At 38.1% G+C, this 21,661-nt stretch carries 22 protein-coding genes and 2 pseudogenes; 9 read left to right on the top strand and 15 right to left on the bottom strand.

Going from position 1 to position 21,661, the window contains the following annotated elements; all coding sequences use genetic code 11:
• The first annotated feature begins 11 nt into the window (after positions 1 to 11).
• Positions 12 to 977 (top strand): LacI family transcriptional regulator, encoded by a 966-nt coding sequence (locus LIT25_01745; protein USK36117.1) that lies wholly within the window; start codon positions 12 to 14, stop codon positions 975 to 977.
• 631 nt (positions 978 to 1,608) lie between these two features.
• Here the strand turns inward: LIT25_01745 and LIT25_01740 are convergent.
• A complete protein-coding gene (locus LIT25_01740) occupies positions 1,609 to 2,316 on the bottom strand; it encodes a hypothetical protein (protein USK34170.1) in 708 nt (235 codons plus the stop codon).
• Positions 2,317 to 2,488: 172 nt separating this feature from the next.
• On the opposite strand from LIT25_01740, the pseudogene LIT25_01735 reads away from it, so the two are divergent.
• Positions 2,489 to 2,886: pseudogene (locus LIT25_01735) on the top strand (TetR family transcriptional regulator C-terminal domain-containing protein).
• A 292-nt stretch (positions 2,887 to 3,178) separates the two neighbouring features.
• Positions 3,179 to 3,664, top strand: a complete 486-nt coding sequence (locus tag LIT25_01730) for a hypothetical protein (GenBank protein USK34169.1) — start codon at positions 3,179 to 3,181, stop codon at positions 3,662 to 3,664.
• Positions 3,665 to 3,789: 125 nt separating this feature from the next.
• Here LIT25_01730 and LIT25_01725 read toward each other — a convergent pair whose 3' ends face one another.
• Entirely contained in the window at positions 3,790 to 4,689 is a 900-nt protein-coding gene (locus tag LIT25_01725; protein USK34168.1) for a nuclear transport factor 2 family protein, read from the bottom strand.
• Between the two features lie 408 nt (positions 4,690 to 5,097).
• On the opposite strand from LIT25_01725, the gene LIT25_01720 reads away from it, so the two are divergent.
• Positions 5,098 to 5,802, top strand: a complete 705-nt coding sequence (locus tag LIT25_01720) for an Arm DNA-binding domain-containing protein (protein ID USK34167.1) — start codon at positions 5,098 to 5,100, stop codon at positions 5,800 to 5,802.
• 487 nt (positions 5,803 to 6,289) lie between these two features.
• On the opposite strand, the gene LIT25_01715 is transcribed toward LIT25_01720, so the two are convergent.
• The 3 genes from LIT25_01715 to LIT25_01705 all read right to left on the bottom strand — a co-directional run bounded on the left by LIT25_01715 (position 6,290) and on the right by LIT25_01705 (position 9,249).
• Complete coding sequence (locus tag LIT25_01715; protein USK34166.1) at positions 6,290 to 7,174, bottom strand: DMT family transporter; 885 nt, start codon at positions 7,172 to 7,174, stop codon at positions 6,290 to 6,292.
• A 253-nt stretch (positions 7,175 to 7,427) separates the two neighbouring features.
• A complete protein-coding gene (locus LIT25_01710) occupies positions 7,428 to 8,090 on the bottom strand; it encodes an MBL fold metallo-hydrolase (protein USK34165.1) in 663 nt (220 codons plus the stop codon).
• 577 nt (positions 8,091 to 8,667) lie between these two features.
• Positions 8,668 to 9,249, bottom strand: a complete 582-nt coding sequence (locus LIT25_01705; protein ID USK34164.1) for a LysE family transporter — start codon at positions 9,247 to 9,249, stop codon at positions 8,668 to 8,670.
• A gap of 114 nt (positions 9,250 to 9,363) precedes the next feature.
• On the opposite strand from LIT25_01705, the gene LIT25_01700 reads away from it, so the two are divergent.
• Entirely contained in the window at positions 9,364 to 9,918 is a 555-nt protein-coding gene (locus tag LIT25_01700) for an XRE family transcriptional regulator (protein ID USK34163.1), read from the top strand.
• Here LIT25_01700 and LIT25_01695 read toward each other — a convergent pair.
• The 3 genes and pseudogenes from LIT25_01695 to istA all read right to left on the bottom strand — a co-directional run bounded on the left by LIT25_01695 (position 9,889) and on the right by istA (position 12,582).
• Positions 9,889 to 10,137, bottom strand: coding sequence for a hypothetical protein (locus tag LIT25_01695; GenBank protein ID USK34162.1), 249 nt, complete (start codon positions 10,135 to 10,137; stop codon positions 9,889 to 9,891). The genes LIT25_01700 and LIT25_01695 overlap by 30 nt on opposite strands.
• A 491-nt stretch (positions 10,138 to 10,628) precedes the next feature.
• Positions 10,629 to 11,383, bottom strand: a pseudogene (gene istB, locus LIT25_01690) (IS21-like element helper ATPase IstB).
• Positions 11,380 to 12,582 carry an IS21 family transposase gene (gene istA / locus LIT25_01685; GenBank protein USK34161.1) on the bottom strand — a complete coding sequence of 401 codons (1,203 nt, stop codon included), beginning with the start codon at positions 12,580 to 12,582 and terminating at the stop codon, positions 11,380 to 11,382. Before istA ends, istB begins: the two are co-directional and overlap by 4 nt.
• Before the next feature lie 354 nt (positions 12,583 to 12,936).
• Between istA and LIT25_01680 the strand changes: the two genes are divergently transcribed.
• Positions 12,937 to 13,125, top strand: a complete 189-nt coding sequence (locus tag LIT25_01680) for a hypothetical protein (protein ID USK34160.1) — start codon at positions 12,937 to 12,939, stop codon at positions 13,123 to 13,125.
• A gap of 444 nt (positions 13,126 to 13,569) precedes the next feature.
• Here LIT25_01680 and LIT25_01675 read toward each other — a convergent pair whose 3' ends face one another.
• The 3 genes from LIT25_01675 to groES form a co-directional block, all read right to left on the bottom strand.
• The gene (locus LIT25_01675; protein USK36116.1) at positions 13,570 to 13,884 is read right to left on the bottom strand and encodes an N-acetylmuramoyl-L-alanine amidase; all 315 of its coding nucleotides are present in this window, start codon (positions 13,882 to 13,884) and stop codon (positions 13,570 to 13,572) included.
• Between the two features lie 316 nt (positions 13,885 to 14,200).
• Complete coding sequence (groL, locus tag LIT25_01670; protein ID USK34159.1) at positions 14,201 to 15,829, bottom strand: chaperonin GroEL; 1,629 nt, start codon at positions 15,827 to 15,829, stop codon at positions 14,201 to 14,203.
• A 51-nt stretch (positions 15,830 to 15,880) separates the two neighbouring features.
• The gene (groES, locus tag LIT25_01665; GenBank protein USK34158.1) at positions 15,881 to 16,165 is read right to left on the bottom strand and encodes a co-chaperone GroES; all 285 of its coding nucleotides are present in this window, start codon (positions 16,163 to 16,165) and stop codon (positions 15,881 to 15,883) included.
• A 295-nt stretch (positions 16,166 to 16,460) separates the two neighbouring features.
• Here groES and LIT25_01660 point away from each other — a divergent pair, with 295 nt between their 5' ends.
• Both LIT25_01660 and LIT25_01655 read left to right on the top strand, forming a co-directional pair.
• A complete protein-coding gene (locus LIT25_01660; protein USK34157.1) occupies positions 16,461 to 17,192 on the top strand; it encodes a CPBP family intramembrane metalloprotease in 732 nt (243 codons plus the stop codon).
• A 2-nt stretch (positions 17,193 to 17,194) separates the two neighbouring features.
• Positions 17,195 to 17,392, top strand: a complete 198-nt coding sequence (locus tag LIT25_01655) for a YdiK family protein (GenBank protein ID USK34156.1) — start codon at positions 17,195 to 17,197, stop codon at positions 17,390 to 17,392.
• A gap of 26 nt (positions 17,393 to 17,418) precedes the next feature.
• Here the strand turns inward: LIT25_01655 and tatC are convergent, their stop codons facing one another.
• The 4 genes from tatC to moaC are packed head-to-tail and all read right to left on the bottom strand — an operon-like array spanning position 17,419 to position 19,534.
• On the bottom strand, positions 17,419 to 18,168 hold the full coding sequence (gene tatC / locus LIT25_01650) for a twin-arginine translocase subunit TatC (protein USK34155.1): 750 nt from the start codon (positions 18,166 to 18,168) through the stop codon (positions 17,419 to 17,421).
• 18 nt (positions 18,169 to 18,186) lie between these two features.
• Entirely contained in the window at positions 18,187 to 18,363 is a 177-nt protein-coding gene (locus tag LIT25_01645; protein USK34154.1) for a twin-arginine translocase TatA/TatE family subunit, read from the bottom strand.
• Positions 18,364 to 18,380: 17 nt separating this feature from the next.
• Complete coding sequence (locus LIT25_01640; protein ID USK34153.1) at positions 18,381 to 19,022, bottom strand: redox-sensing transcriptional repressor Rex; 642 nt, start codon at positions 19,020 to 19,022, stop codon at positions 18,381 to 18,383.
• The gene (gene moaC, locus LIT25_01635) at positions 19,019 to 19,534 is read right to left on the bottom strand and encodes a cyclic pyranopterin monophosphate synthase MoaC (GenBank protein ID USK34152.1); all 516 of its coding nucleotides are present in this window, start codon (positions 19,532 to 19,534) and stop codon (positions 19,019 to 19,021) included. The genes LIT25_01640 and moaC overlap by 4 nt, the downstream gene beginning before the upstream one ends.
• A 153-nt stretch (positions 19,535 to 19,687) precedes the next feature.
• Between moaC and LIT25_01630 the strand changes: the two genes are divergently transcribed.
• Entirely contained in the window at positions 19,688 to 21,604 is a 1,917-nt protein-coding gene (locus LIT25_01630; GenBank protein ID USK34151.1) for an ABC-F family ATP-binding cassette domain-containing protein, read from the top strand.
• The last annotated feature ends 57 nt before the right edge of the window (positions 21,605 to 21,661 follow it).

Genomic DNA, 21,661 nt, shown 5'->3' with positions numbered 1-21,661 from the left:
AGAGAATGGCTTTGGTAAGTATTAAGGACATTGCGAAAAAAGCAGGTGTTTCCATATCCACGGTCTCCTATGCCTTAAACGGCAGTCCGAAAGTTACTAAGGAAACATCTGACCGGATTCATGCAATTGCGAAAGAATTAAATTATATCCCGAGCGCAGCTGCTCGTTCGCTGAAAAAGAGAGAAACCAAGATAATCGGAATCTATTTGACGAATTACAGCGGAGCATTTTACGGCCAGCTTCTTCAGGGAATGATGGAGACATTAAGCAAGAATGGCTATGAACTAATCGTATGCAGCGGAAAAGAGTCTCACAGGTTCTTGCCGGAACGTATGATTGATGGAGCCATTATCTTGGATGCAACGTATAAAACAGAAGAATTGCTGAGCCATGCAGAACGCGGACATAAGCTGGTTGTAATGGATCGGAGAATGGATCATCCGAATATTTCTCAAGTACTGCTCGACAACAAAGCCGGTGCAACCCTGGCAATTGATTATTTGGCTGAAAAAGGTCATAAAAAGATTTATGTCTTAAAAGGGCCCGAAATATCGTTTGATGCACGGCAGCGACTGGAGGCTGTCCAAAAGGCAGTACAACGGTATTCACATATCCAATATATTGAGCTTGACGGTGATTTCAACAGACCGTCAGGAGAGGTTGCTGCTAAGAAGATTCACCAGGAATTTTCAGAGCCAGTCGGTGTATTTTGCTTAAACGATGAAATGGCAATCGGCATGTATGACTATTTTAGCCGGACGCACTTGCGTATAGGAGAAGACGTTCATATCATTGGTTTTGATAATATTGAAGTTTCTCAGTACATTCACCCAAGACTGGCAACAATCAACTATTCGAAGCATAAATGGGGTGCTTTAGCATCAGAATTGCTTCTTAATTTAATCAAAATGGAAAAGCGTGAACACGAACGAATCAATGTAAGCTTAATTGAAGGAGATTCGGTACAGAATTGGTAGAGCCTAAAGCCTAATAAAACGAGTGAATCATCATCACGATTCACTCGTTTTTAATTTTGAATTTTTTATTGATCATAGCAAGGCCACTTCATCACCACCTCCCTTTTGTCGATAACTGCTCTGATTTTGTAGATATTTCCCGGGAATTAATGAAATTTGAAGAATCGTGAAATTAGAATAGTTGGAACATAAGTTAAAAGATCTCTTCCTTCTAATCTTTTTTTTGTTGATAGCTGTATCGTCCAGCGACTTGTCCATATCGCGTAACGCTATATGCGCTTCAATGTCAATTGCCATTTTCGAAAGTTATATCGCCCTGCGATACGAAACAAAAAAAGAGCCGATCGCCCCTTTCTAGAACAACTCCATCTTGTTCTGGAAAGAAGTAACCGCCTCAATAGCAAACATGCTTTTTTGCTTGCTTCAAGCTATGTATTTTGTTTAAATGCATATCGCCTACACATATCTACAATGTATTTCAAATGAGCCTTCATTTGCTTTGTAAGAGCTCAGCGATACATGGTTATCTCCGCGCTCTTACAAAGCATGCACCAAATCCTGTTAATTGATAAAATGCTCTTAGTCTTTCATCTATGCCTATAAAATAGGTCACGATGATTTTTATTCAAGTTTATTTTCGGAATATGGAGAAAAGCCACTCCCATTTTTCTTGAGGTTTTTGTATCGCTTCTTCTAACCGTTTATTAAAGTCATTTTGTGAACTCCATTCTTTTTTCTGTTCGTCCCTCATATTCTGAATTTCTTTTTGTAAGAGTTCACTTTTTTGTTTTTCTTGTTCCAGCAATGTTTCGTAATGAATATTTTGCTGCTGAGTTAATTTTTCAATTTTAACATTTGTTTTATGTGCTGAATTTCCAATGCTGGAACTTATCACATGATGATCTTGCTGAAGCCGGGCAACCGTTGTTTTAAGGTGTGACATATCGTTTTTTAGCTGGACATTCATTTCACGTGCTGCTGCGAGTTCATTGACTACATACACTAAGACCTCTTTTAATTGATTGGGGTCGCTTGGTAAATGATCATATGTATCGGGAATCGTAACCTCTGTTACCTCGGATTCTTCTAATCTTTCTTTTTGTTGGTGGACAAGGTCTTTAGCTGTATCGTCCAGGGGCTTGTCCGTATCGCGCAGCGCTATAAGCGCTCTGATGTCTGATTGAACAAAGATACGTCGTTCGCCATCTTTCAAAAATTCATATCCATTCCGCTCTAAAATTTGGCCATACTTACGAACAGTGGGAGTCGCAATCCCCACTTCTTCTGCTGCTTCCTTGGAAGAGAATGCTCGTTCATTCGGTTGTATATCACGTCGCATATCGGACCTCCTTTTCTTTTAAATATGAAGCCTTTTAACCCTTTTTGCAAGCTGTATCGCCCTGCGATACGAAACAGTCCTATAAAAATAAGTTCGAGATTCAGTTGTTCTTTATGGACCTAAAGTCAAAAGCATTTCACTTAAAATTAATCCGATTCAAAATCTGCGCCCTGTAGATAAATTTGATCTGCTGAATAAGCTGATTGAAGAACATATTAATGAACTGCGAGAAATATGCGAATCTGCAGCTGAACTGGAATTCAGAGATTCGAATCTTCCCTGGTTCGAATACCTTGAACGTCATTATTTATTCTTTTCAACGATGTTAGCCAGTAAAGGGGCCCCTTCTTTCCGCAGTCAGTTCGTCGAGTTACTGATTGAAGAGTTCAAGAATGAAGTGGATATCACAAAAGGGAAAAATCAGGGTTTAAATGAAGAAATTATCCTTCAATTTATTGTGACGTCTTACGTAGGGATCGTGGAATGGTGGTTCAAGAATGAAATGCCGTATCCTCCTCATGTCATGTCATGTCAGAGCAAGTGGGGATTTTGTTAGAGCGGAATCTATGATGAATGAATGATTTTCATGAATGTAAAAAAGCGTTAAACCCTTATAAATCAAGGTTTGACACTTTTTTTGAGGGCTTTAAAATTATGTATATTCTCCCACAGAACATTTCCTCACCTTTTTAGGCATCCGCACAGTCGTTTAGGTATTAACCTACATATTGTACATAGGTGGGTCACCTGCTATTTAACATAATGCAAAAGACAACCCTAAGCTCTTCCTTGGGGATGTTTCTTTTTAAGATCGCTTTATAGATCAAAAGCATATTCTTTTTCTAACAATGGAGGTATGTATATGACTAATTTTTATTCTTTTCAAGGAATCGTTACAATGATCAGTGATTTTAATTCAGGCCAAAATGGTGAAGGCTGTTATAAATTAATTTCTGTAGAAAACGGATCAGGCGCAACCGTAAATTTTGTTGTGTCACCCGCTACTTACTTCGTTGACCATGCAATGGTTTCAGCAGGAGACCTGGTAACTGGATATTATGATGGGAATGCACCTGTTCCCCTTATATATCCTCCGCAATACCAAGCACTGGTTATGGTAAAAGAAAGGCCAAATCAGAATGTAAAAGTAGATTATTTTAATAGCCAGCTGGTGAGCAGTGATGGACGATTGCAATTAAATTTATCTCCATACACTCAATTGTTATTAACGAATGGGCAATCATTTACACGAAATCCGGCGAACCGGGATCTTATCGTTATTTATGGACCTTCTACCAAAAGTATACCTGCTCAAACTACACCTTATAGAATAATCGTGTTGTGTTAGAGAATAGTTTAGAAAATCCCGGTTTGGCACGATTAATAGTATCTTAAAACACAAAAAACTCGCCCATTTTGGCGAGTTTTTCTATATCTATTAGGCATAATCCTAGAAATCAATCAAAACTAAATTCAATTAGAATTAATATACGCAGTCACTGCCGCCATCTGATCAATCCAACTCTGCCGCAGTTGTTGTTTAATGGGACTGTTATTATTTTTCAAATAGCGGATCATAAAGAATCCGTCAGGTGCCAGCATGCTTAGTACCAGCTCATGCTGCAAACGGGAATTACTAATAAATTTCGTTTCGATTAGTGAATAATTCTCTTCCATTTTAATCACTTCACTATATTCCAGGCTATTCTCCCGTAGGTATCTTTCTGTATGCTCTTCCACGGAAGCCGCACCCATCTCTGTAAAATAATCAATTGTAAATTTCTCTTTTGTCTTATATGAAAAACGTTCATTTTCAGGATAATACCCAATAAATTCACTATTATCATAAAGAAGATACGTCGCCGGTTTGAAACCATCCAGCTGCAATGGCTCAATAAACCGTTTCATATTGTTATAAAATTGGGCACTTGATGGCACTGCCGCCTTCTCATGCGGAAAGATTTCTCCCTCTTCGTCCAAAAATAATTCGCTGTATTTTGAGAGTCTTGTAATCCAGATTGAGTTGGCCTCTTTTTTGACTTGGATATAATAACTTGTGATATTGTTAGGACTTTCTCCATTTTCATCGTTTTTATTTATGCACGTGTATATATGTTTTCTAGTGTATGTAAACGTCGCTTCGTCCTCTGATAGATCTAAGATTTCAATCCTCATAATGTCAGATTGAATATTGTAAATTTGAAAATTCATCATCAAAGTAAAATGGTTTAAAAAGGAGATTTCCCGATGATCTGGATGGAACAATTCCTTCAATTTCTCTATATCCTTTTCTGTGTAGGCAGCTTCTAACCGCTGGATGAGTTCTCTCACTTTTTGCTCCGAAATTTGCGTTTTCTTTTTGAAAAAAAACATAGAATGCCTCCTAAGAACATAAGAATGATTCATATCGCACATCAATCTATAACGATAAAGCTAGTTTAATTGTATACATTCGAAGGGATTTTTTCCAGTTATTCACATTCAGGATTTCGGATCGACCTCAAATAAAACCACTCCCAAGTTCATTTTAATGGTAGTGGTTTTTAATGGAAATACTGTTTTTACCTGACCTACTTCACAAGTGAAGAATGGTGGGAAGAAATAACCTTACCTATTTCTCCCATTGCAAGGCTTTAAAGCCTTACATCATTCCGCCCATTCTAGGTTTAAATCTTTATCAAATAAAGCAACGAATCCTTAGACATGGTGTGGAACCATGGGAAGTTAGCCAACTTATAATTCAGCTGCCTGATATTGAGGAAGTATACAAGGTGGGTTTTAATGGCATATGTTAAAAAGTACCAAACAAAAAAAGGTGAGCGTTGGATAAACGTTGTCGAAAATGGCGTAGATCCACAAACCGGTTCTCGCCGCAGAATTGTGAAAAAAGGCTTTCTAAAACAAAAAGAAGCAAAGGACGCCTTAAAAGAATTTGAAAGAAAGACCGCTGGTAAAACATTTGAAGATAACAATATTTTATTTAAAGATATGGCTCAAGAATGGCTTGATACCTATAGTGAAACAGTCGTAAAGATTAGTACTATTCGTGTAAGAAATCATGAAATTGGTCATTTGAATCGGTATTTTGCTCATTACAAGATAAAAGATGTTACTAAAAAAATGTACCAGAATGCATTAAATGATTTGAAGAAAAAAGAGCAGCTGGCCCATAATACAATTTCAGGTATACATGGTACGGCAAAAATGATCTTTAAACGAGCATTAGAACAAGATTTACTTCTTGCTGATCCGACAGAATATGCTTTTATCCCAAAAGACAAAAAAACAGTAGAGGACATAGAGAACCAAAAAGTTGAAGAGAAGTATTTAGAAAAACATGAATTAAAGGATTTTCTAGAAACAGCTAAAACTAAAGGTGAAATTGATGATTATGTTATCTTTTTAACTTTAGCATGGACAGGTCTTAGAGCTGGTGAATTAGAGCCCTTTTGTGGAAGATCATCATATCCTATTTTAGCTAGTTAGTTGTATTGAACGGTCTCGTTACGTTATTGAGTAGTTCCGTCCCTAGTTCTGCACAATAAAAAAGTCAGCATTATTTTTGCTGACATCTGATTATATGAATTAATTGTTATACAATATAAAAATAAAAAATTTTTAGATGCTACTCAAACCAAGTAGAAATGCACCATTAAAAGTAAAAAACCTATGCCCACTTTAGTAACCATTTTATCTAACACACCCTATCCTCAATAGAATATTGTTGTCTTCATCGTTACAATTTAAAGTTAACATAATTATATTTAGCTAATGTTAATTGATTATATATACTTTATTAATTCAGCAAACGGGCCCGATTGTTGAAGATTACTATAGCTTCTATTAGCTGTTTAGCTCAATAAGCTTATTAAGTTAAATAGCTAGATTTTCTTCTGGATTCTTTGTCAATAACCTGAGAAACCATTCATTAAATGAGTGCTATTTTTAAATTCATAAGTAAATTCCTTCTTAATTAATCCTGTACAGCTAGTCTCCTTCCAAACCCTAAAGCAATTGCAGCGCCAATACAGCTAGATAGGCAACCGGCAAACAAATACACTGATGGATCTGACTCACCGATTAAAACAGAGGCAACTCCACCGATAGCTGGGAATAGAGCGACCATATAGCCGCTTTGAGCTCCTCCAATTTTTTCTACAAGCTTCAAATAAAATAACCATGCCGCAAATGAAGCAACCAGAGTTAAATATAGTAACGCAGATAAGTATGAAACAGATGTTGGAATTATAAATTCTTGTCCTTGGAACAATACAATTGCTCCCATCAATATACTGCCCACTGTAAATCCAATTGCATTTGCATAAATTGGATCAACCTTTCGATTTGCATTTCTAGCCGAGCTGGCGTCACCAACTGACGTCAGAAGTGTACCTAGGAAAGCGATCATAATTCCTTTTATGTCATTGAACCCTTGAAAGTTGTTCAAAGATGGATAGATGAGAATACATACGCCCAATACACCTAAAATTCCCCCAAATAAAACGCGTGAATGTAACTTTTCTTTTAAAAAAATCCGGAGAGCAATCGGTGTCAAAATCACCTTTAATGAAAAAACCAATGTTACGATTGCTGCAGAACTCAAAATTGTGGCGTAATAAAGGCATAAATAGCTTAATGCAAAGTTACATATACCAAACACTATTACAAATGGGATATCTTTTCTTGTTGGCCTCCCCTTTGGTCGAAGGAACCAAACAAGAATCAAAAATAAAAAGGCTGTCATGACTAAACGATAAGTTAAGGATAATTCCAAGCTGACTGGAGTTCCTTGAATTTTTACCGCAATAAAGTTAAGTCCCCATACAATCAAACAAAATATGTACATAAATATTGTCATAATACTACCTCTTCCTGATGACTGATATTCTATGTAAATATAACTCTTAAACTTTTACATTTCTATGATAATGACTGAAAATATTTTTTCTAATACCTGAAATATTACCAATTGAGCTTTTTCAAGAAAACTGCACCTATTGCTTAATACCAATTATTTCAAAACTCTTCATTAAACTCAATCCCTTATTCAATTAAAAGGCACTTACCTTATTACAGATAAGCGCCCGATTGTTGAAGAAGGTTCTAGAAATTTAATATGAAATTACTTTTTGAATCTGATCATTAATATTTACGTTACTTAATCCTCCGTGGTAACAAACCACAGATTCAATGTCGAGGTCTATGTATTTCTTCAAAGAGAGTCGAGCCGCCTTTATATCCAGTGCGGTTGGGGCATGAATTCCCCCAATTATTCCGTTTACACTGTACATCGAATCCCCGGCAACGAGTGTTTTACTTTGTTTCAAATATAGGCTGATATGGCCAGGAGTATGCCCTGGAGTATGGATGACACGAATCCCGCCGCAATACGGCAATTCTTGACCGTCTTTCAAGGTATCGTCTACTTTGCCCTTCGGGGGGTTCTCTAGGTGCCCGTCTTTCAAAAGAGGTAAATCCCCTTGAATATAAGGCTTATCCAGATCGTGAGCATATACTTTAATATTACTTTCACACTCCTGTAATATCTCAGGAAGACTACCTATATGATCTATATCCTGATGCGTCAAAATCACAACTTTTAGTTTGTCGAACGACACTCCTACCTTATCCATTGCCACGCGTAAATCTTCAATTTGTCCAGGGAATCCAGTGTCTATTAAAACAGCCATTTCTTGATCCCATAAAAGAGTTGGATGAATAATATTCCCATGAAATTCAAGATGGAGCATCTCTACTTCCTTAGAAATTTCCATAACTTTGGACTCCTTTATAATTAGATTTTATTGATGTCAGAGAATGGGTTTGGTTACACAAGAAGGTTGAAAGAATAATGCTAATTTTGTACGTGAAATACTATTATTACGTAGTATCACTTATTCATTAACACACTAACCTGCAAGTTTATTGAATAACACAAGCATGATATTAACTTCGGCTTCCTTCCCAAAAGTTCCTGCTGTTCTTCAACAATCTGGCCCGATTGCTGAAGAAAATTTAAAAACTATCTTTTGCAATCTAATGCGTTAGTTACTGTGCAAGATTTCCTCTTTCACGTGCTGAATTCTCTTTTCTCCAAAAGGTGCATTGCTACCGGTTCTTTTTCTCTTATTATTCCCTCGTTCTTAATTACGTTTTATTTAATAAATAATTAGAGCAAAACGTTATATTCGTTTTCTTATGGATCTCCACAAAAAGAAACGAACCCTTGAATAACAAGGGTTCGGACAATTTCCCATCAATTACAGAATCGAAGCTATGCATATAATTAAAAAAGGCAACTTGTTTTACGGTACAAGTCTGTCCAAAATCAAGTTTAACAAGAAAATTAATTTATTCTATAAGAATCGAAATTGCACTATACACTAATAACAATGCCATAATTATATTAAACTGACTTCTATACTCTGATAAGAACTTTTGAAAAATTGAACCAAACATACTCCAACAGAAAGTACTCATAAAACCAACAAAAGCTAGAAATAATGAATAAAATATTAAGCTGAAATTTGAAGTGTGATACGGAAGGATGAAGGTTGATATTGCGGTTATGCCATATAGAATACCTTTCGGATTTACGAATTGTAAAAGCATACCTGTTAAAAAACTGTTATTCTTGTCCACATCATTATCTTTATCATTATTAGAAGTAATAATTTTTATAGCCAGATACAACATATAGATTGCCCCAAGAATAGTCATAATAAATTCTATTTGTGGAATGAAATTTTTAAGCAAAAGATTAAAATAACTGCACAATAACATTATTACAAAGAAACCTGCACCTACTCCTAAACAAAATCTAATTGTCTTTTTTAACCCGTATTTGTTAGCAAATAACATCGCCATAATATTATTGGGACCAGGAGTAAAACTAGTAACAAAAATATATAGCAAAAACGATAATAAAGGCATATTGGAACCTCCCTTGTATTATATGTTATAATGTTCAAAACAGACACTATAACGTCAATCCTTTTTATTGTATAATATCGACGTTATATTGTACACAAATATAGGAGTGTGTTTATGGAGGAAATACATCTTATCATTGCAAAAAACTTAAAAATCTTTAGAGAAAGTAAGAAATTAAGTCTTGAAAGAGTTGCTGAATTAACAGGAGTAAGTAAAACGATGATAGGTCAAATCGAAAGAGGGGAATCATGCCCCACGATTACAACCATTTGGAAAATAGCCAATGGATTAAAAATTTCTTTTACTTCACTAATAAATAATCCGCAGCCAGATACAAAAGTGGTTTTAAAAAGGGAAATTCAAACATTATCTGAAGACAACGGAAAATATCGGGTCTATCCTTACTTTCCCTTCGAAGATGATAGACGCTTTGAAGTTTATACTGTCGAGATTGAGAAGGGCGGATTCCTATGTGCTGATTCGCACAGAGAGGGAACTGAAGAGTTCTTAACTGTTTTTGAAGGGGAACTAACTGTACGTGTAAATAATAATGAATATACAGTTAGTAGTGGTGATTCTATTAGATTCAAGGCTGACAGAACCCATACCTATCATAATTCAGGGGAAACATTAACTCGATTAAGTATGATTATATTTTATCCAGTTTAAACCCCCGTTCTTGTAGAACGGGGGTTTATTTCTGTTTTCCATTGTAACAATGCAGTGATGTAATGCGGGTTTGTTGTTTAATAAGCAAAATGCTTTTATATTATTGCCTTTGACCTCATTCACAATTATAGTCCTTTGTAAGATATCCCCTTTGTCAGACCTATAAATAATCTCAACAGGAAGTTGCTCTTCTTTTGCTCTCTCTAACAAGCCTTTCATATTATCAGCTCCTTTGGTGTAGAAAAAGAGAATATGATTTATGAATACATATATAAGATTTGTTTGGTTGATATTTTAGAAAAAGATCTAAATGTATAGAAGCTGCAGGTTTTAAAATTCCTGAGGTATATATTCATTATGTTGTGTACCAGCTGAAGCGCATAAGAATTGATTTACGTGATATGAAATTGAAATTCAGAAAGATGAACATAAAGGTAATGGATTCAGTAAAGGTGAACGTTTGTGGAATATGAATACTTTGCTCACGGATATCGGGGTAAATTAAGATATTGGCAATACGCTTTGGCTCAGCATGTTAATAGAAGAATGAAAAAGTACTTCTATACAAAGTAAAAAGCTATAAATGCACATTTTGTTAAAAAACAAAACATTATGTCATTTTTTACTTTTTAATTGCTCAGATAATAAGCCTGTAAAATAATATGCTTTTCTAAAGACTAGATAGAAAATCTGTCAAGGCCGGTTAGTTCTTACGAACCCTTCTGTTTTTCCTTCTGCAGCTTCTTTTCTTTCATACGATAACTTTCTCCGTTTAGGTTAAATATTCTTGAGTGGTGTAAGAGTCTATCTAACATAGCGGTCGCGATGATTGGATCACCAATAATATCTCCCCATTCTCCAAATGACTTGTTTGATGTTAAGATAATAGAACCTTTCTCATAACGTCGGGCAATGACTTGAAATAAATAATGAGTACTATGATGATCGAGTTTCATATAACCCATTTCATCAATGATTAGAAGACTAGGTTTTACTAAAGAACGCAGTTTCTTTTCTAACTGCTGATCAAGATCAGCTTTCCTTAATTGTGATACTAAGTCATGTGCAGATATAAAGTATGTTTTGTAGCCATGTGATATAGCTTGCAGCCCAATAGAAACTGCCAAGTGAGTTTTCCTAATGCCCGGTGGACCTAGAAAAATAGGATTCTCATGATTCTTCAAGAATGATAATGTCATCAGTTCTTTTACTCTCCGTTCGTCAATTGAAGGTTGAACAGTAAAGTCAAACTCATCCATCGTCTTTCGGAACGGGAGTTTTGAAAGTTTTATCAGTGTTTTGTCGTTCTTTGCTGTCTTTCAATAAATTCTGCCTCTAAAAGGCTGAAGAGAAACGAAGAATATGGTACATTATTTTTAGCTGCTTGATCGGAAAGCGTTGACCATTGTTCAGCGATTACGGACAAGTTCAGCTTCTGGCAATACTCTTTCATTTTCTCGTTCATGATTCACCTCTCAAGAGATCGTCATAAACGGAGAGAGGACGAGTATTGACGGATACTTCGGGAACAGAATGCGGGGCGGCAACCACGGCACTCTGTTTCTTTTTTATTTGATCAGCTAATGAAATGACTGATGCTGGTGTTTGAAATGCTGTAATCTCTTCACCTTGATAAAAGAAACGAAGTACTCCAGTTAATGATTCTTTAACCAGGATATCCTTTAATGCAAATTCCTTTGGGAGTAGCCACTTGTGTCCTTTATAAGATAGGGTGCTATCAAAATGTGTCTTACGATAGACGCGATAGCTCGTGTCATAATTGATTTTTGGTAATGAACTAAGTTTTTCTTCCGACCAGCGTTCTTGTGGAGGGACACCTGTGGTATCATTCTTTTTGCGATTGCCAATTCCGTCAAGCCAACGTTCTACTTGAAGATTAATATCTTCAATGGAATCGAATGTAGTTCCAACATAAAAGCTATTTGTGATATATTGAATCGCTCGTTCAACTTTGCCTTTCGTTTTAGCCCTATAGGGCTTGCAGGCTTTAGGAATAAAATCGTAATAGGCTGCAAATTCCGCAAATCGAGCGTTCCACTTCACGATTCCTTGTTCACGTCCATCTGTCACTGTTCGCATATTATCAAACAGTATTTTCTGCGGAACTCCGCCGAAGTACTTAAAGCTGCTAATCAAACATTGAAGGACATGTTCTTGATCTTGAGACGTTGTAAACTCCGCATATTTCATTCTGGAGTAACCTAATGTTGCAACAAACATAGAAAGCTTTATTCGCTCTCCGTTTAGAATGATTTCTCCAATCTCTTTCCAATCCACCTGCATCTGTTCACCTGGTAAAGTTTCATATCGTACAGAATACTTCTTCTTCTCCTTATCTCTAAAGGGCTTAATGTAATCTTTTAAAATCGTTTTCCCTCCGGTATATCCCAATTGTTTGATTTCATCTAATAAGCGTTCACCGTTAAAAACGCCATCTTCCAGCATCCGTTGATGAAGGTATTCCTTGTATGAATCCAACTTGCTTTTTGTCTTTGTTCGCTTTTGCTTTGAAGGAGCTACAGAAGAGTTTATGTATTTCCTAACCGTTCCACGATCTAGCTCTAGTTCTCTTGCAATATCAGAAATAGACATTCCTCGCTTGTACATATCTTTAATCATAAAAAAATCCCCTCTTGTAATCATGAACCATAGCTCCTCTCAAACCTATGGTTCTATTTTAAATGGGGATTTTTATTCCGGCTATATTGTGGATTTTAACATCGGCTTTAACAAAATCATCATATTATGTCAAAAATGTGCTTTCTTATCAAGTAAATTCCCCATACATTTCCCTTTTAATTGAATAGAGTATGGTGAAAGGAGAACTTCCAAAGAATACGACACTTCTTTTTGTTCAAATGCTCCAGAAAAATACAGTCTTAAAACGAAAATGGATAAGATTCCGGAAGATAAAAAGAGTCTATTCGTGGAATCAATTGAATAGTCAGGTAGATGAGTTTGTTAAAAATGTAATGACTAAGAAAGGGGGGAATTACTATGGCTAGAAATAGAGTTATTTTTTCAAAAGACTTTGGCAATGAACGTAATGAGGTTAGAAGTGAAAATTTACAGTTGCCAGAATTTAATGTTCCACAAAGTGAGGTAATTAATGAGAGTATCTCACAGGAATCCTCTGAGGAAATTAAAATTGAAGATACTACTGATGTAAAATCTATTAACGATTGACGTTCAAGTAGTACTTCAAGCACTAACACTTTACTTGTTCGCATTTCCTTTGCAGTTTACGATCAGGCGATCTCTTTACTAAATCAATTTGCAAACATTCAACATCATCCAAGATTTTTGATTAATTTTATTCGGCTAGACACAAAAAAGAAAAATCTTGCAATTAAATTAAATATAGGAGGAGATAGACAAACCTCCTCCAAATTTATTGGATATTCATACATTACGACAATTACTTCACAATCTCATAATACCATTTACGCTGCTTCAACCATGATTCAAACTCTGCTCTCATAAGCAGGACTAAGGCCACCAGATAATGCGCGAGGATTCATTTTGTCAGTTGTAAATTGAATCTGAGCCCACCAACCTATTTGTTTAAAATAAGCGGATACTTCCTCACGCATAGCAGGAGATAGACCGCCTGTCTTTATTTGAACAGATTCATTTTTTTGTCGTATTTGCTGCAGGCTTAACAGACCAGTTATCATAATAATATTTTACTTCTTTAATAAACTGTGACCAAGTAACCCCGTTAGGCTTTAACCAACTTTCCGGATCAGTACGTCTGCGAGGATCTAACTTGCTGTGAGGAACAATTTTCTTAAGTGGATCTAAACCGAATTTTCTGCAAAGATACACATGATACCAAACATAACGGTCATATACCTCTTTAAAATTACCCGGGCGGCAAAGTTCTACACTTACCGCAGTATCGTTAGCGTCATCACCAAATAATTGATTATCTTCAGGATGGATAGCTTATTAAACAAAACCCCTTCTGTTCATAAACATTTAACTCCACATTCATTACGTCACACTCACATTTCACTTTTAGCTGAAGCTGGTGTTGAATTACTACAAATTGGATCGACTTGGTCATACAGAAGATGGGACAACAACACAAGTTTATTTACACATTACAATGGGTAGAAAAAAAGAAGCTTCTCAGAAGTTTGGGAACCTCATGAGAAGCCTCTAATTTTCTTTTTGAAAAAGTTTCGGCACCTTTCCGGCACCTAAAATGAGCTTTTAATCTTCAAACCCTTGATATAATAGGGTTTTATAGATCAAACTACATCATTCCGCCCATTCCACCCATGCCGCCCATATCAGGCATTGCAGGAGCATTTTCTTCTGGCTTGTCAGCAACAACTGCTTCAGTTGTTAAGAACATAGCCGCTACAGATGCAGCGTTTTGAAGAGCTGAACGAGTTACTTTAGTTGGGTCAACGATACCAGCTTCGATCATGTTTACCCAAGCGCCAGTTGCAGCGTTGAAGCCAGTTCCTACTTCAGCATGCTTTAGACGCTCAACGATAACTGAGCCTTCAAGACCAGCATTGTGTGCGATTTGGCGTACTGGCTCTTCAAGAGCACGCAATACGATGTTTACGCCTGTTGCGAAATCGCCTTCGCCTTCTACTGATGCTACTTTGTTGTATACATTTACAAGGGCAGTACCACCGCCTGATACGATGCCTTCTTCTACTGCAGCGCGAGTAGAGTTCAATGCATCTTCAATGCGGAGTTTGCGCTCTTTTAATTCTGTTTCAGTTGCAGCACCAACTTTGATGACTGCTACACCGCCAGCTAATTTAGCTAGACGCTCTTGTAATTTTTCTTTATCAAACTCAGAAGTTGTTTCTTCTAATTGAGCACGGATTTGTTTTACGCGGCTTGCAATTTTGTCAGACTCTCCAGCACCTTCAACGATTGTTGTGTTTTCTTTTGTCACAACAACTTTAGAAGCGCGGCCTAGTTGAGTGATGTTCGCTGATTTAAGATCTAAGCCTAGATCTTCAGTGATCACTTCTCCGCCAGTAAGAACTGAGATATCTTCAAGCATTGCTTTGCGGCGGTCGCCGAATCCAGGAGCTTTAACAGCTACTGCATTGAATGTTCCGCGAAGTTTGTTCACTACTAATGTAGCAAGTGCTTCACCTTCAACATCTTCAGCAATCAATAATAGAGGCTTGCCTTGTTGAACAACTTGTTCTAATACAGGCAGGATCTCTTGAATGTTTGTGATTTTTTTGTCTGTGATTAAGATGTATGGGTTGTCAAGGACAGCTTCCATTTTATCTGAATCAGTTACCATGTAAGGAGATGCATATCCGCGGTCGAATTGCATACCTTCAACCACTTCAAGCTCAGTAGTGAAGCCTTTTGATTCTTCGATTGTGATAACGCCGTCGTTTCCAACGCGCTCCATAGCTTCAGCAATCAATTGGCCCACTTCATCGTCATCAGCAGAAATTGCAGCTACTTGAGCAATGGATTCTTTGCTTTCGATTGGTTTAGAGATTGCTTTTAATTCTTCCGTTGCAACTATAACAGCTTTTTCAATACCTTTTCGGATACCCATTGGGTTAGCGCCAGCTGTTACGTTTTTAAGACCTTCGCGGATCATTGCCTGAGCAAGAACCGTTGCAGTTGTTGTTCCGTCACCGGCAACATCATTTGTTTTGCTTGCAACTTCAGCAACAAGCTTTGCACCCATGTTTTCGAATGCATCTTCAAGCTCGATTTCTTTTGCAATTGTCACACCGTCATTTGTAATAAGCGGAGAACCGAATTTCTTTTCAAGAACCACGTTGCGCCCTTTTGGTCCAAGCGTTACTTTAACTGCATTAGCAAGTGCATCAACCCCGCGCAGCATTGCGCGGCGAGCGTCTTCACTGAATTTAATGTCTTTAGCCATGTTCCATTACCTCCTAAGAATGATGTTCTATGATATTGGAAATTTTATAAATTAGCCGATAACTGCTAAAATGTCGCTTTCGCGTAAGATTAAGTATTCAGAACCCTCATACTTCACTTCTGTACCAGAGTATTTTGAGAAGATGATGCGATCGCCTTCTGCAACTTCAAGAGCAACACGCTCACCGTTGTCAAGCACACGACCAGTACCTACTGCCACTACTTTACCTTCTTGCGGTTTTTCTTTGGCACTATCCGGCAGTACGATCCCACTAGCAGTTTTTTCTTCAGATTGTACAAGCTCAATTACGACACGATCACCTAATGGCTTTAACAAGTGAAACAACCTCCTCAAGATTTCATTAATTTAAATTTTCATTTTATTAGCACTCATATGTCTTGAGTGCTAACACAAGTATTATATTATATAATCTCTCATGCAAATTCAAGTAATATGTTAAAAAAATTTGAAATCCTTTTCCTTATGCCGATTTCACATGTTTATAGCCATTCCTGCATACCCTATAGGCGTTATCTTCCTACATCATGCCTGATTTATGGTACAATTATGCCTAGCTGAAATTTTGCTTATACTGACTTAAATCATCCGGCACGTTAAAGGAGTCGTTCAATTGAAGAAAGATTACTGGCTTATTATTTTGACATATATAGTCATGCAGTTTTCAGGGATTCTCGGCATTCCTCTTCTGCTTAAGCTTGGCGTCGGAGAGGATCAATCGCTCCGCATGGCGCAGATTACAGCATCAGGCTATTGGACGGTGTTCAGCTTTGCAGCTGCCTTTGTAATCATTCTGCTTCTGCTTCGCAGCCACTTTAAAAGCAATGAACTCAGGGGCGATGCAGCTCCCGCCGGTCCATCTATCTTATGGGCTGTCGGGGGCGTATTTATGGCACTTTCTGTTCAAGTGATTGCAGCCAATATTGAGATTCAGGTATTTGGAATTGAAGGTGAATCAGAAAATACGAAAGTCATCATGGAAGTATTGAAGGTTACGCCTTTGCTCATAGTCGTTACTTCCATCATAGGTCCTATCCTAGAAGAGATTATTTTCAGAAAAATCTTATTCGGCGCTTTGTATCAGCGCTTCAATTTCATTTTGTCGGCACTCATCAGTTCGATTGTATTCGCACTAGTTCACGGTGAACCTCAGCATCTTCTTCTTTATGGATCAATGGGGTTTGTGTTTGCTTTCCTATATGTAAAAACAAAGCGCCTCCTGGTTCCTATTTTTGCCCATGTTGCGATGAATACGTTTGTTGTCATTCTGCAATCGAACCAGGAACAGCTTGAGGAAATGCTGAAACAGGCAGAACAAATGCAATTTATTTTTGGAGGCATGTAAGCATGAGAACAAGCCCAATTTCAATGGGGATCTTTTACTTGGCAATGGGTATTCTGTTTACCTATCTCGCCGTAAACAGTTCAGAAAGCGGGATCTGGTCGTTTCCGACAATCCTGCTAATGCTAATCGCGACGTTTGATCTTGGAGTCGCATTTAGAATGTTCAATCTCTCTTTCAAAGTCAAAGCGAAGAAAAAATAAAAAGAAGGGTGGTCCTGCAGACAGGATCACCCTTCTTTATTTGCTTCTTCAAACTGAGTCCGCTGTGCCTTGCGGTAAGCAAACCTTGAGACCACAATACTTATTTCATACAGAATAAACAGCGGCACGGAAACCATTAGATGCGAGACAATCTCCGGCGGTGTAATTAACGCTGCAATAACAAGCAGAATGAAGTACGCATATTTTCGGATTTTCACGAGGAACATCGGTGTTACGATGCCGAGCCTCGTTAAGAACATAATGACAACCGGGAGCTGAAACAGCAGTCCAAACGGTACCGTCAGCTGAATTAAAAACTGAAAGTATTCGTTGATTCCAATGACTTGATTAATCTCTAAATCATGGGACATACGCTCCATGAAATCTACGACAAATGGAAAGAGCAAAAAATACGAGAAACTTATGCCTGTAAGAAAAAGTCCAATTGAAATTGGAATATAGCTTAGAGTGACCCGTCTTTCCTTTTCGTAGAGGCCAGGGCTTACAAATGCCCATAGCTGATAGAGAATGATCGGGGATGTAATAATAAAAGCAATGATAAACGCGAATTGCATATAGACCATAAGCGGATCGGTCATTCGGAATGAGTTCAGCGTTAAGCTCTGAGCTTCATTCGTATGCTGTAAATAGATGATAATCGGCTTTGCTAATAAAAAGCCGGTAATCACAGAGAGGAAAAGGAAAAAGACTGTAATGATCAGCCTTTTCCGAAGCTCAGCAATGTGATCGATAACCGACATTTCGTTTTGTTTCATGACAGCTTTCACCCTATCTTACTTCTCTTCTTTCTTTTTATCTTCATCGTCGTCCGCTAGACCCTTCGTGGCATGCTTAAATTCACGCAATGAGCTGCCAATTGCTTTCCCAAGCTCAGGCAGCTTCTTTGGCCCAAAGATTAATAGTGCTGCAAAAACGATCAGCAGCAAACTTCCAAAACCGATATTCGGCATATCATTCACCTCAATTCCTAAGCGTTAGGATAGTGCTTCAAAAAGTACACGAGCGATTGCAGCTCTACTGCTAAATCGATATGATGAATTCTGATTTCCTCCGGTACATTTAATCTCGCAGGAGTAAAATTAAGAATTCCTTTAATTCCTTTTGCAATCAGCCTGTCCGTAATGGGCTGGGCAGCCTGTGCCGGAACCGTTAAAATAGCCACGGTCACATCCTCAGGCAGGTGTTCTTCAAGATCAGCTAAATTATAAATGGGAACATCGCCAATTTCAGTGCCGATCTTCTTCTCGTCGACATCAAAGGCAAGTGAGATTAACGTATTATTGTTCTTCGTAAAATTATAATGCAAAAAGGCTGTGCCGAGATTACCGACACCAATTAAGGTAACCTTCGTCACCTCATCCTGATCGAGCGTTTTTCTGAAAAAAGAAAGAAGATAATTAACATTATACCCATATCCTTTTTTCCCAAGGGCTCCAAAGTAGGAAAAATCCCTGCGGATCGTGGCAGAATCCACTTTCACAGCATCACTCAGCTCTGCAGAAGAGACACGCTGCTTGCCTGATGCATGCAGATTCTTTAAAAAACGATAGTATAAAGGCAAGCGCTTAGCAGTAGCTTGCGGAATTTTCGATTGTTCGATGTTGTTCACATTCTATCCCCCACATCCAAAGCTACAGGTTCATCTCGTGTATAATCCCCGCTTTTCCCGCCTGTTTTTACAGACAGATAGGCAGGTCCGATGATTAACCCTTTATCCAGTGCTTTACACATATCATACACGGTCAGGGCGCAGACTGAAGCAGAAGTTAGCGCTTCCATTTCCACACCTGTACTTCCTGTTGTTTTCACAGCTGCGGCTATCATCAGATGGAAAAGTCCGTTCTCTTTTTTCCATTCAAACTCAATATCGATTCCCTTGAGCGGAATCGGGTGGCACATTGGAATGATATTCCATGTGTTTTTAGCAGCCATAATGCCGGCCACCTGTGCGACCGCCAGCACGTCCCCTTTTTGAAGCTTGTGATTTACGATTTGTTCATAGACATGTTCCTTCATAACAACGCTTGAAACAGCAACAGCGGTGCGCACAGAATCATGTTTATTCGATATATCAACCATTTTGGCTCTGCCCTGCTGGTTAAAATGAGTAAAATTTGACATCTTTTAACGCCCCTCATACTAGACTATACACTATTTTTACTAATCTGTCTTTTTACTTATCGTGACAAATGTCCGCACCCGGAAAGGTACAATCATTGCGGCTCACTCTTCGATAAGCTACACTTAAATTATCATAGCCCGAGGTGAAAATACATGATTTTGCTACAAATAAACCAGCTGACGAAATATTTTGCAGCTGATCTTATATTATCGAATATCAAACTTGAAGTTCAAACACGGGATAAAATTGCCCTTGTCGGACGGAACGGGGCCGGGAAATCAACCCTGCTCAAAATTATTGCGGGTCAGCTTTCTTACGAATCCGGAGAGATCATCAAGCCAAAAGGTGTAACGATTGGGTACCTTGCACAGGATACAGGTCTCGAATCTGCTCTATCTATTTGGGATGAAATGGTTTCTGTGTTTCAGTTTTTAAAAGATATGGAGCAATCCATGCGTGATCTTGAACAAAAAATGGCCAACACTGATCCCGCAGAGCGGGAATTTGAACAATATTTAAAAGAATACGACCGTCTGCAAATTGAGTTTAAAGAAAAAGGCGGCTATCAATATGAGGCAGATATCCGTTCTGTTCTTCATGGTCTGGGATTTGCTGAATTCGATGTCTCATCTCCTATCCAGCGTTTGAGCGGAGGCCAGAAAACGCGTCTTGCCCTTGGAAAGCTGCTTTTGACAAGTCCTGACTTATTAGTTCTGGATGAGCCGACAAACCACCTGGATATTGAAACGCTGTCCTGGCTTGAGCAATATCTTCAAGGCTACAGCGGAGCGATTTTAATCGTCTCCCATGACCGCTATTTTCTTGATAAAGTAGTGAACCAGGTCTACGAAATCTCCAGGAATACAAGCATCAAATACATCGGCAACTACAGCCGCTATCTTGAGCAAAGCGCTGAAAACTTTGAGCGCGAATTAAAATTGTACGAAAAACAGCAGGATGAAGTGGCAAAATTAAAAGATTTCATCCAGAAAAATATGGCCAGAGCGTCTACCACAAAACGCGCTCAAAGCCGGAGAAAAAAACTGGACCGCATGGAATTGATGGACAGGCCGCAGGGCGACGAGAAATCAGCTCACTTCCGGTTCGATATTGAAAGGCAAAGCGGCAACGATGTGCTGAAAGCGAAGGATATTGCCGTATCTTATAATGGCTCAGACCCAATCATTTCAAACGTTTCTTTTTCCATATCACGAGGTGACAGCATTGCTCTTGTCGGCCCAAATGGAGTCGGCAAATCGACGCTTCTAAAAACAATCATTGATAAGATGGCTCCATTAAAAGGGGCGTTCGAAATAGGATCAGGCGTGAAGATTGGATACTACGATCAGGAGCAGGCGAATTTAACTTCGAATAAACGTGTGCTTGATGAATTGTGGGATGAATATCCAATGCTGAATGAAAAAGAAATCCGGACTGTGCTCGGCAATTTCCTTTTTTCTGGTGACGATGTTTTAAAGAATGTTTCTACTTTAAGCGGCGGGCAAAAAGCAAGATTGGCTCTTGCTAAGCTAATGCTTCAAAAGGCAAATCTGCTTATCCTTGATGAGCCGACAAACCATCTCGATCTGGACAGCAAAGAAGTGCTGGAAAATGCCCTGATTGATTACCCTGGCACAATACTATTTGTATCCCACGACAGGTATTTCATTAATCGCATTGCTACAAAAGTATACGAACTTTCAGCAAGCGGCGTTAATGAATACCTGGGGGACTATGATTACTATCAATCTAAAAAGGCAGAACAGCTGGAGCTTGCAGCTTTTGATGCAGTCCCTGATCTGAAGCCGAAGGAAAATCAAAATAAGCTATCCTATGAACAAGATAAAGAAGCGAAAAAACTGGCAAGACAAAAACAAAGAAGACTGCAGGAAGTAGAAGAGCGAATCTCGTTCGTTGAACAGCAGATCGAGAAGAATGAAGAGCTGTTATGTGATCCGGAGATTTATCAAAATCATACTAAGGTACAGGAAATCAACACGGAAAACGGCGGTTATCAAGAAGAACTTGAAAATCTAATGAATGAATGGGAACAGCTTCAGGAGGATTAACAGCTTTGTACACAAATTAAAAAACTCAGTGCCTATTATGGCACTGAGTTTTTTTAG

Origin of the sequence: Bacillus sp. F19 (genome assembly GCA_023823795.1) — a bacterium.
Taxonomy (GTDB): domain Bacteria; phylum Bacillota; class Bacilli; order Bacillales; family Bacillaceae; genus Bacillus_P.
The sequence above is the reverse complement of the archived record's forward strand: the minus strand, read 5'-3'. Positions and strand labels throughout refer to the sequence as shown.

Excerpts from the sequence above, each read along its gene's own strand:
- LIT25_01695 (USK34162.1), bottom strand. The coding sequence starts at position 10,137 with ATGAAAGGCTTGTTAGAGAGAGCAAAAGAAGAGCAACTTCCTGTTGAG.
- LIT25_01740 (USK34170.1), bottom strand. The coding sequence starts at position 2,316 with ATGCGACGTGATATACAACCGAATGAACGAGCATTCTCTTCCAAGGAA.
- groL (USK34159.1), bottom strand. The coding sequence starts at position 15,829 with ATGGCTAAAGACATTAAATTCAGTGAAGACGCTCGCCGCGCAATGCTG.
- LIT25_01725 (USK34168.1), bottom strand. The coding sequence starts at position 4,689 with ATGTTTTTTTTCAAAAAGAAAACGCAAATTTCGGAGCAAAAAGTGAGA.
- LIT25_01705 (USK34164.1), bottom strand. The coding sequence starts at position 9,249 with ATGCCTTTATTATCGTTTTTGCTATATATTTTTGTTACTAGTTTTACT.
- tatC (USK34155.1), bottom strand. The coding sequence starts at position 18,168 with ATGAAACAAAACGAAATGTCGGTTATCGATCACATTGCTGAGCTTCGG.
- LIT25_01710 (USK34165.1), bottom strand. The coding sequence starts at position 8,090 with ATGGAAATTTCTAAGGAAGTAGAGATGCTCCATCTTGAATTTCATGGG.
- LIT25_01680 (USK34160.1), top strand. The coding sequence starts at position 12,937 with ATGGCTAGAAATAGAGTTATTTTTTCAAAAGACTTTGGCAATGAACGT.
- LIT25_01655 (USK34156.1), top strand. The coding sequence starts at position 17,195 with ATGAGAACAAGCCCAATTTCAATGGGGATCTTTTACTTGGCAATGGGT.
- LIT25_01630 (USK34151.1), top strand. The coding sequence starts at position 19,688 with ATGATTTTGCTACAAATAAACCAGCTGACGAAATATTTTGCAGCTGAT.
- LIT25_01730 (USK34169.1), top strand. The coding sequence starts at position 3,179 with ATGACTAATTTTTATTCTTTTCAAGGAATCGTTACAATGATCAGTGAT.
- LIT25_01700 (USK34163.1), top strand. The coding sequence starts at position 9,364 with ATGGAGGAAATACATCTTATCATTGCAAAAAACTTAAAAATCTTTAGA.
- LIT25_01715 (USK34166.1), bottom strand. The coding sequence starts at position 7,174 with ATGACAATATTTATGTACATATTTTGTTTGATTGTATGGGGACTTAAC.
- LIT25_01645 (USK34154.1), bottom strand. The coding sequence starts at position 18,363 with ATGCCGAATATCGGTTTTGGAAGTTTGCTGCTGATCGTTTTTGCAGCA.
- istA (USK34161.1), bottom strand. The coding sequence starts at position 12,582 with ATGATTACAAGAGGGGATTTTTTTATGATTAAAGATATGTACAAGCGA.
- LIT25_01720 (USK34167.1), top strand. The coding sequence starts at position 5,098 with ATGGCATATGTTAAAAAGTACCAAACAAAAAAAGGTGAGCGTTGGATA.
- moaC (USK34152.1), bottom strand. The coding sequence starts at position 19,534 with ATGTCAAATTTTACTCATTTTAACCAGCAGGGCAGAGCCAAAATGGTT.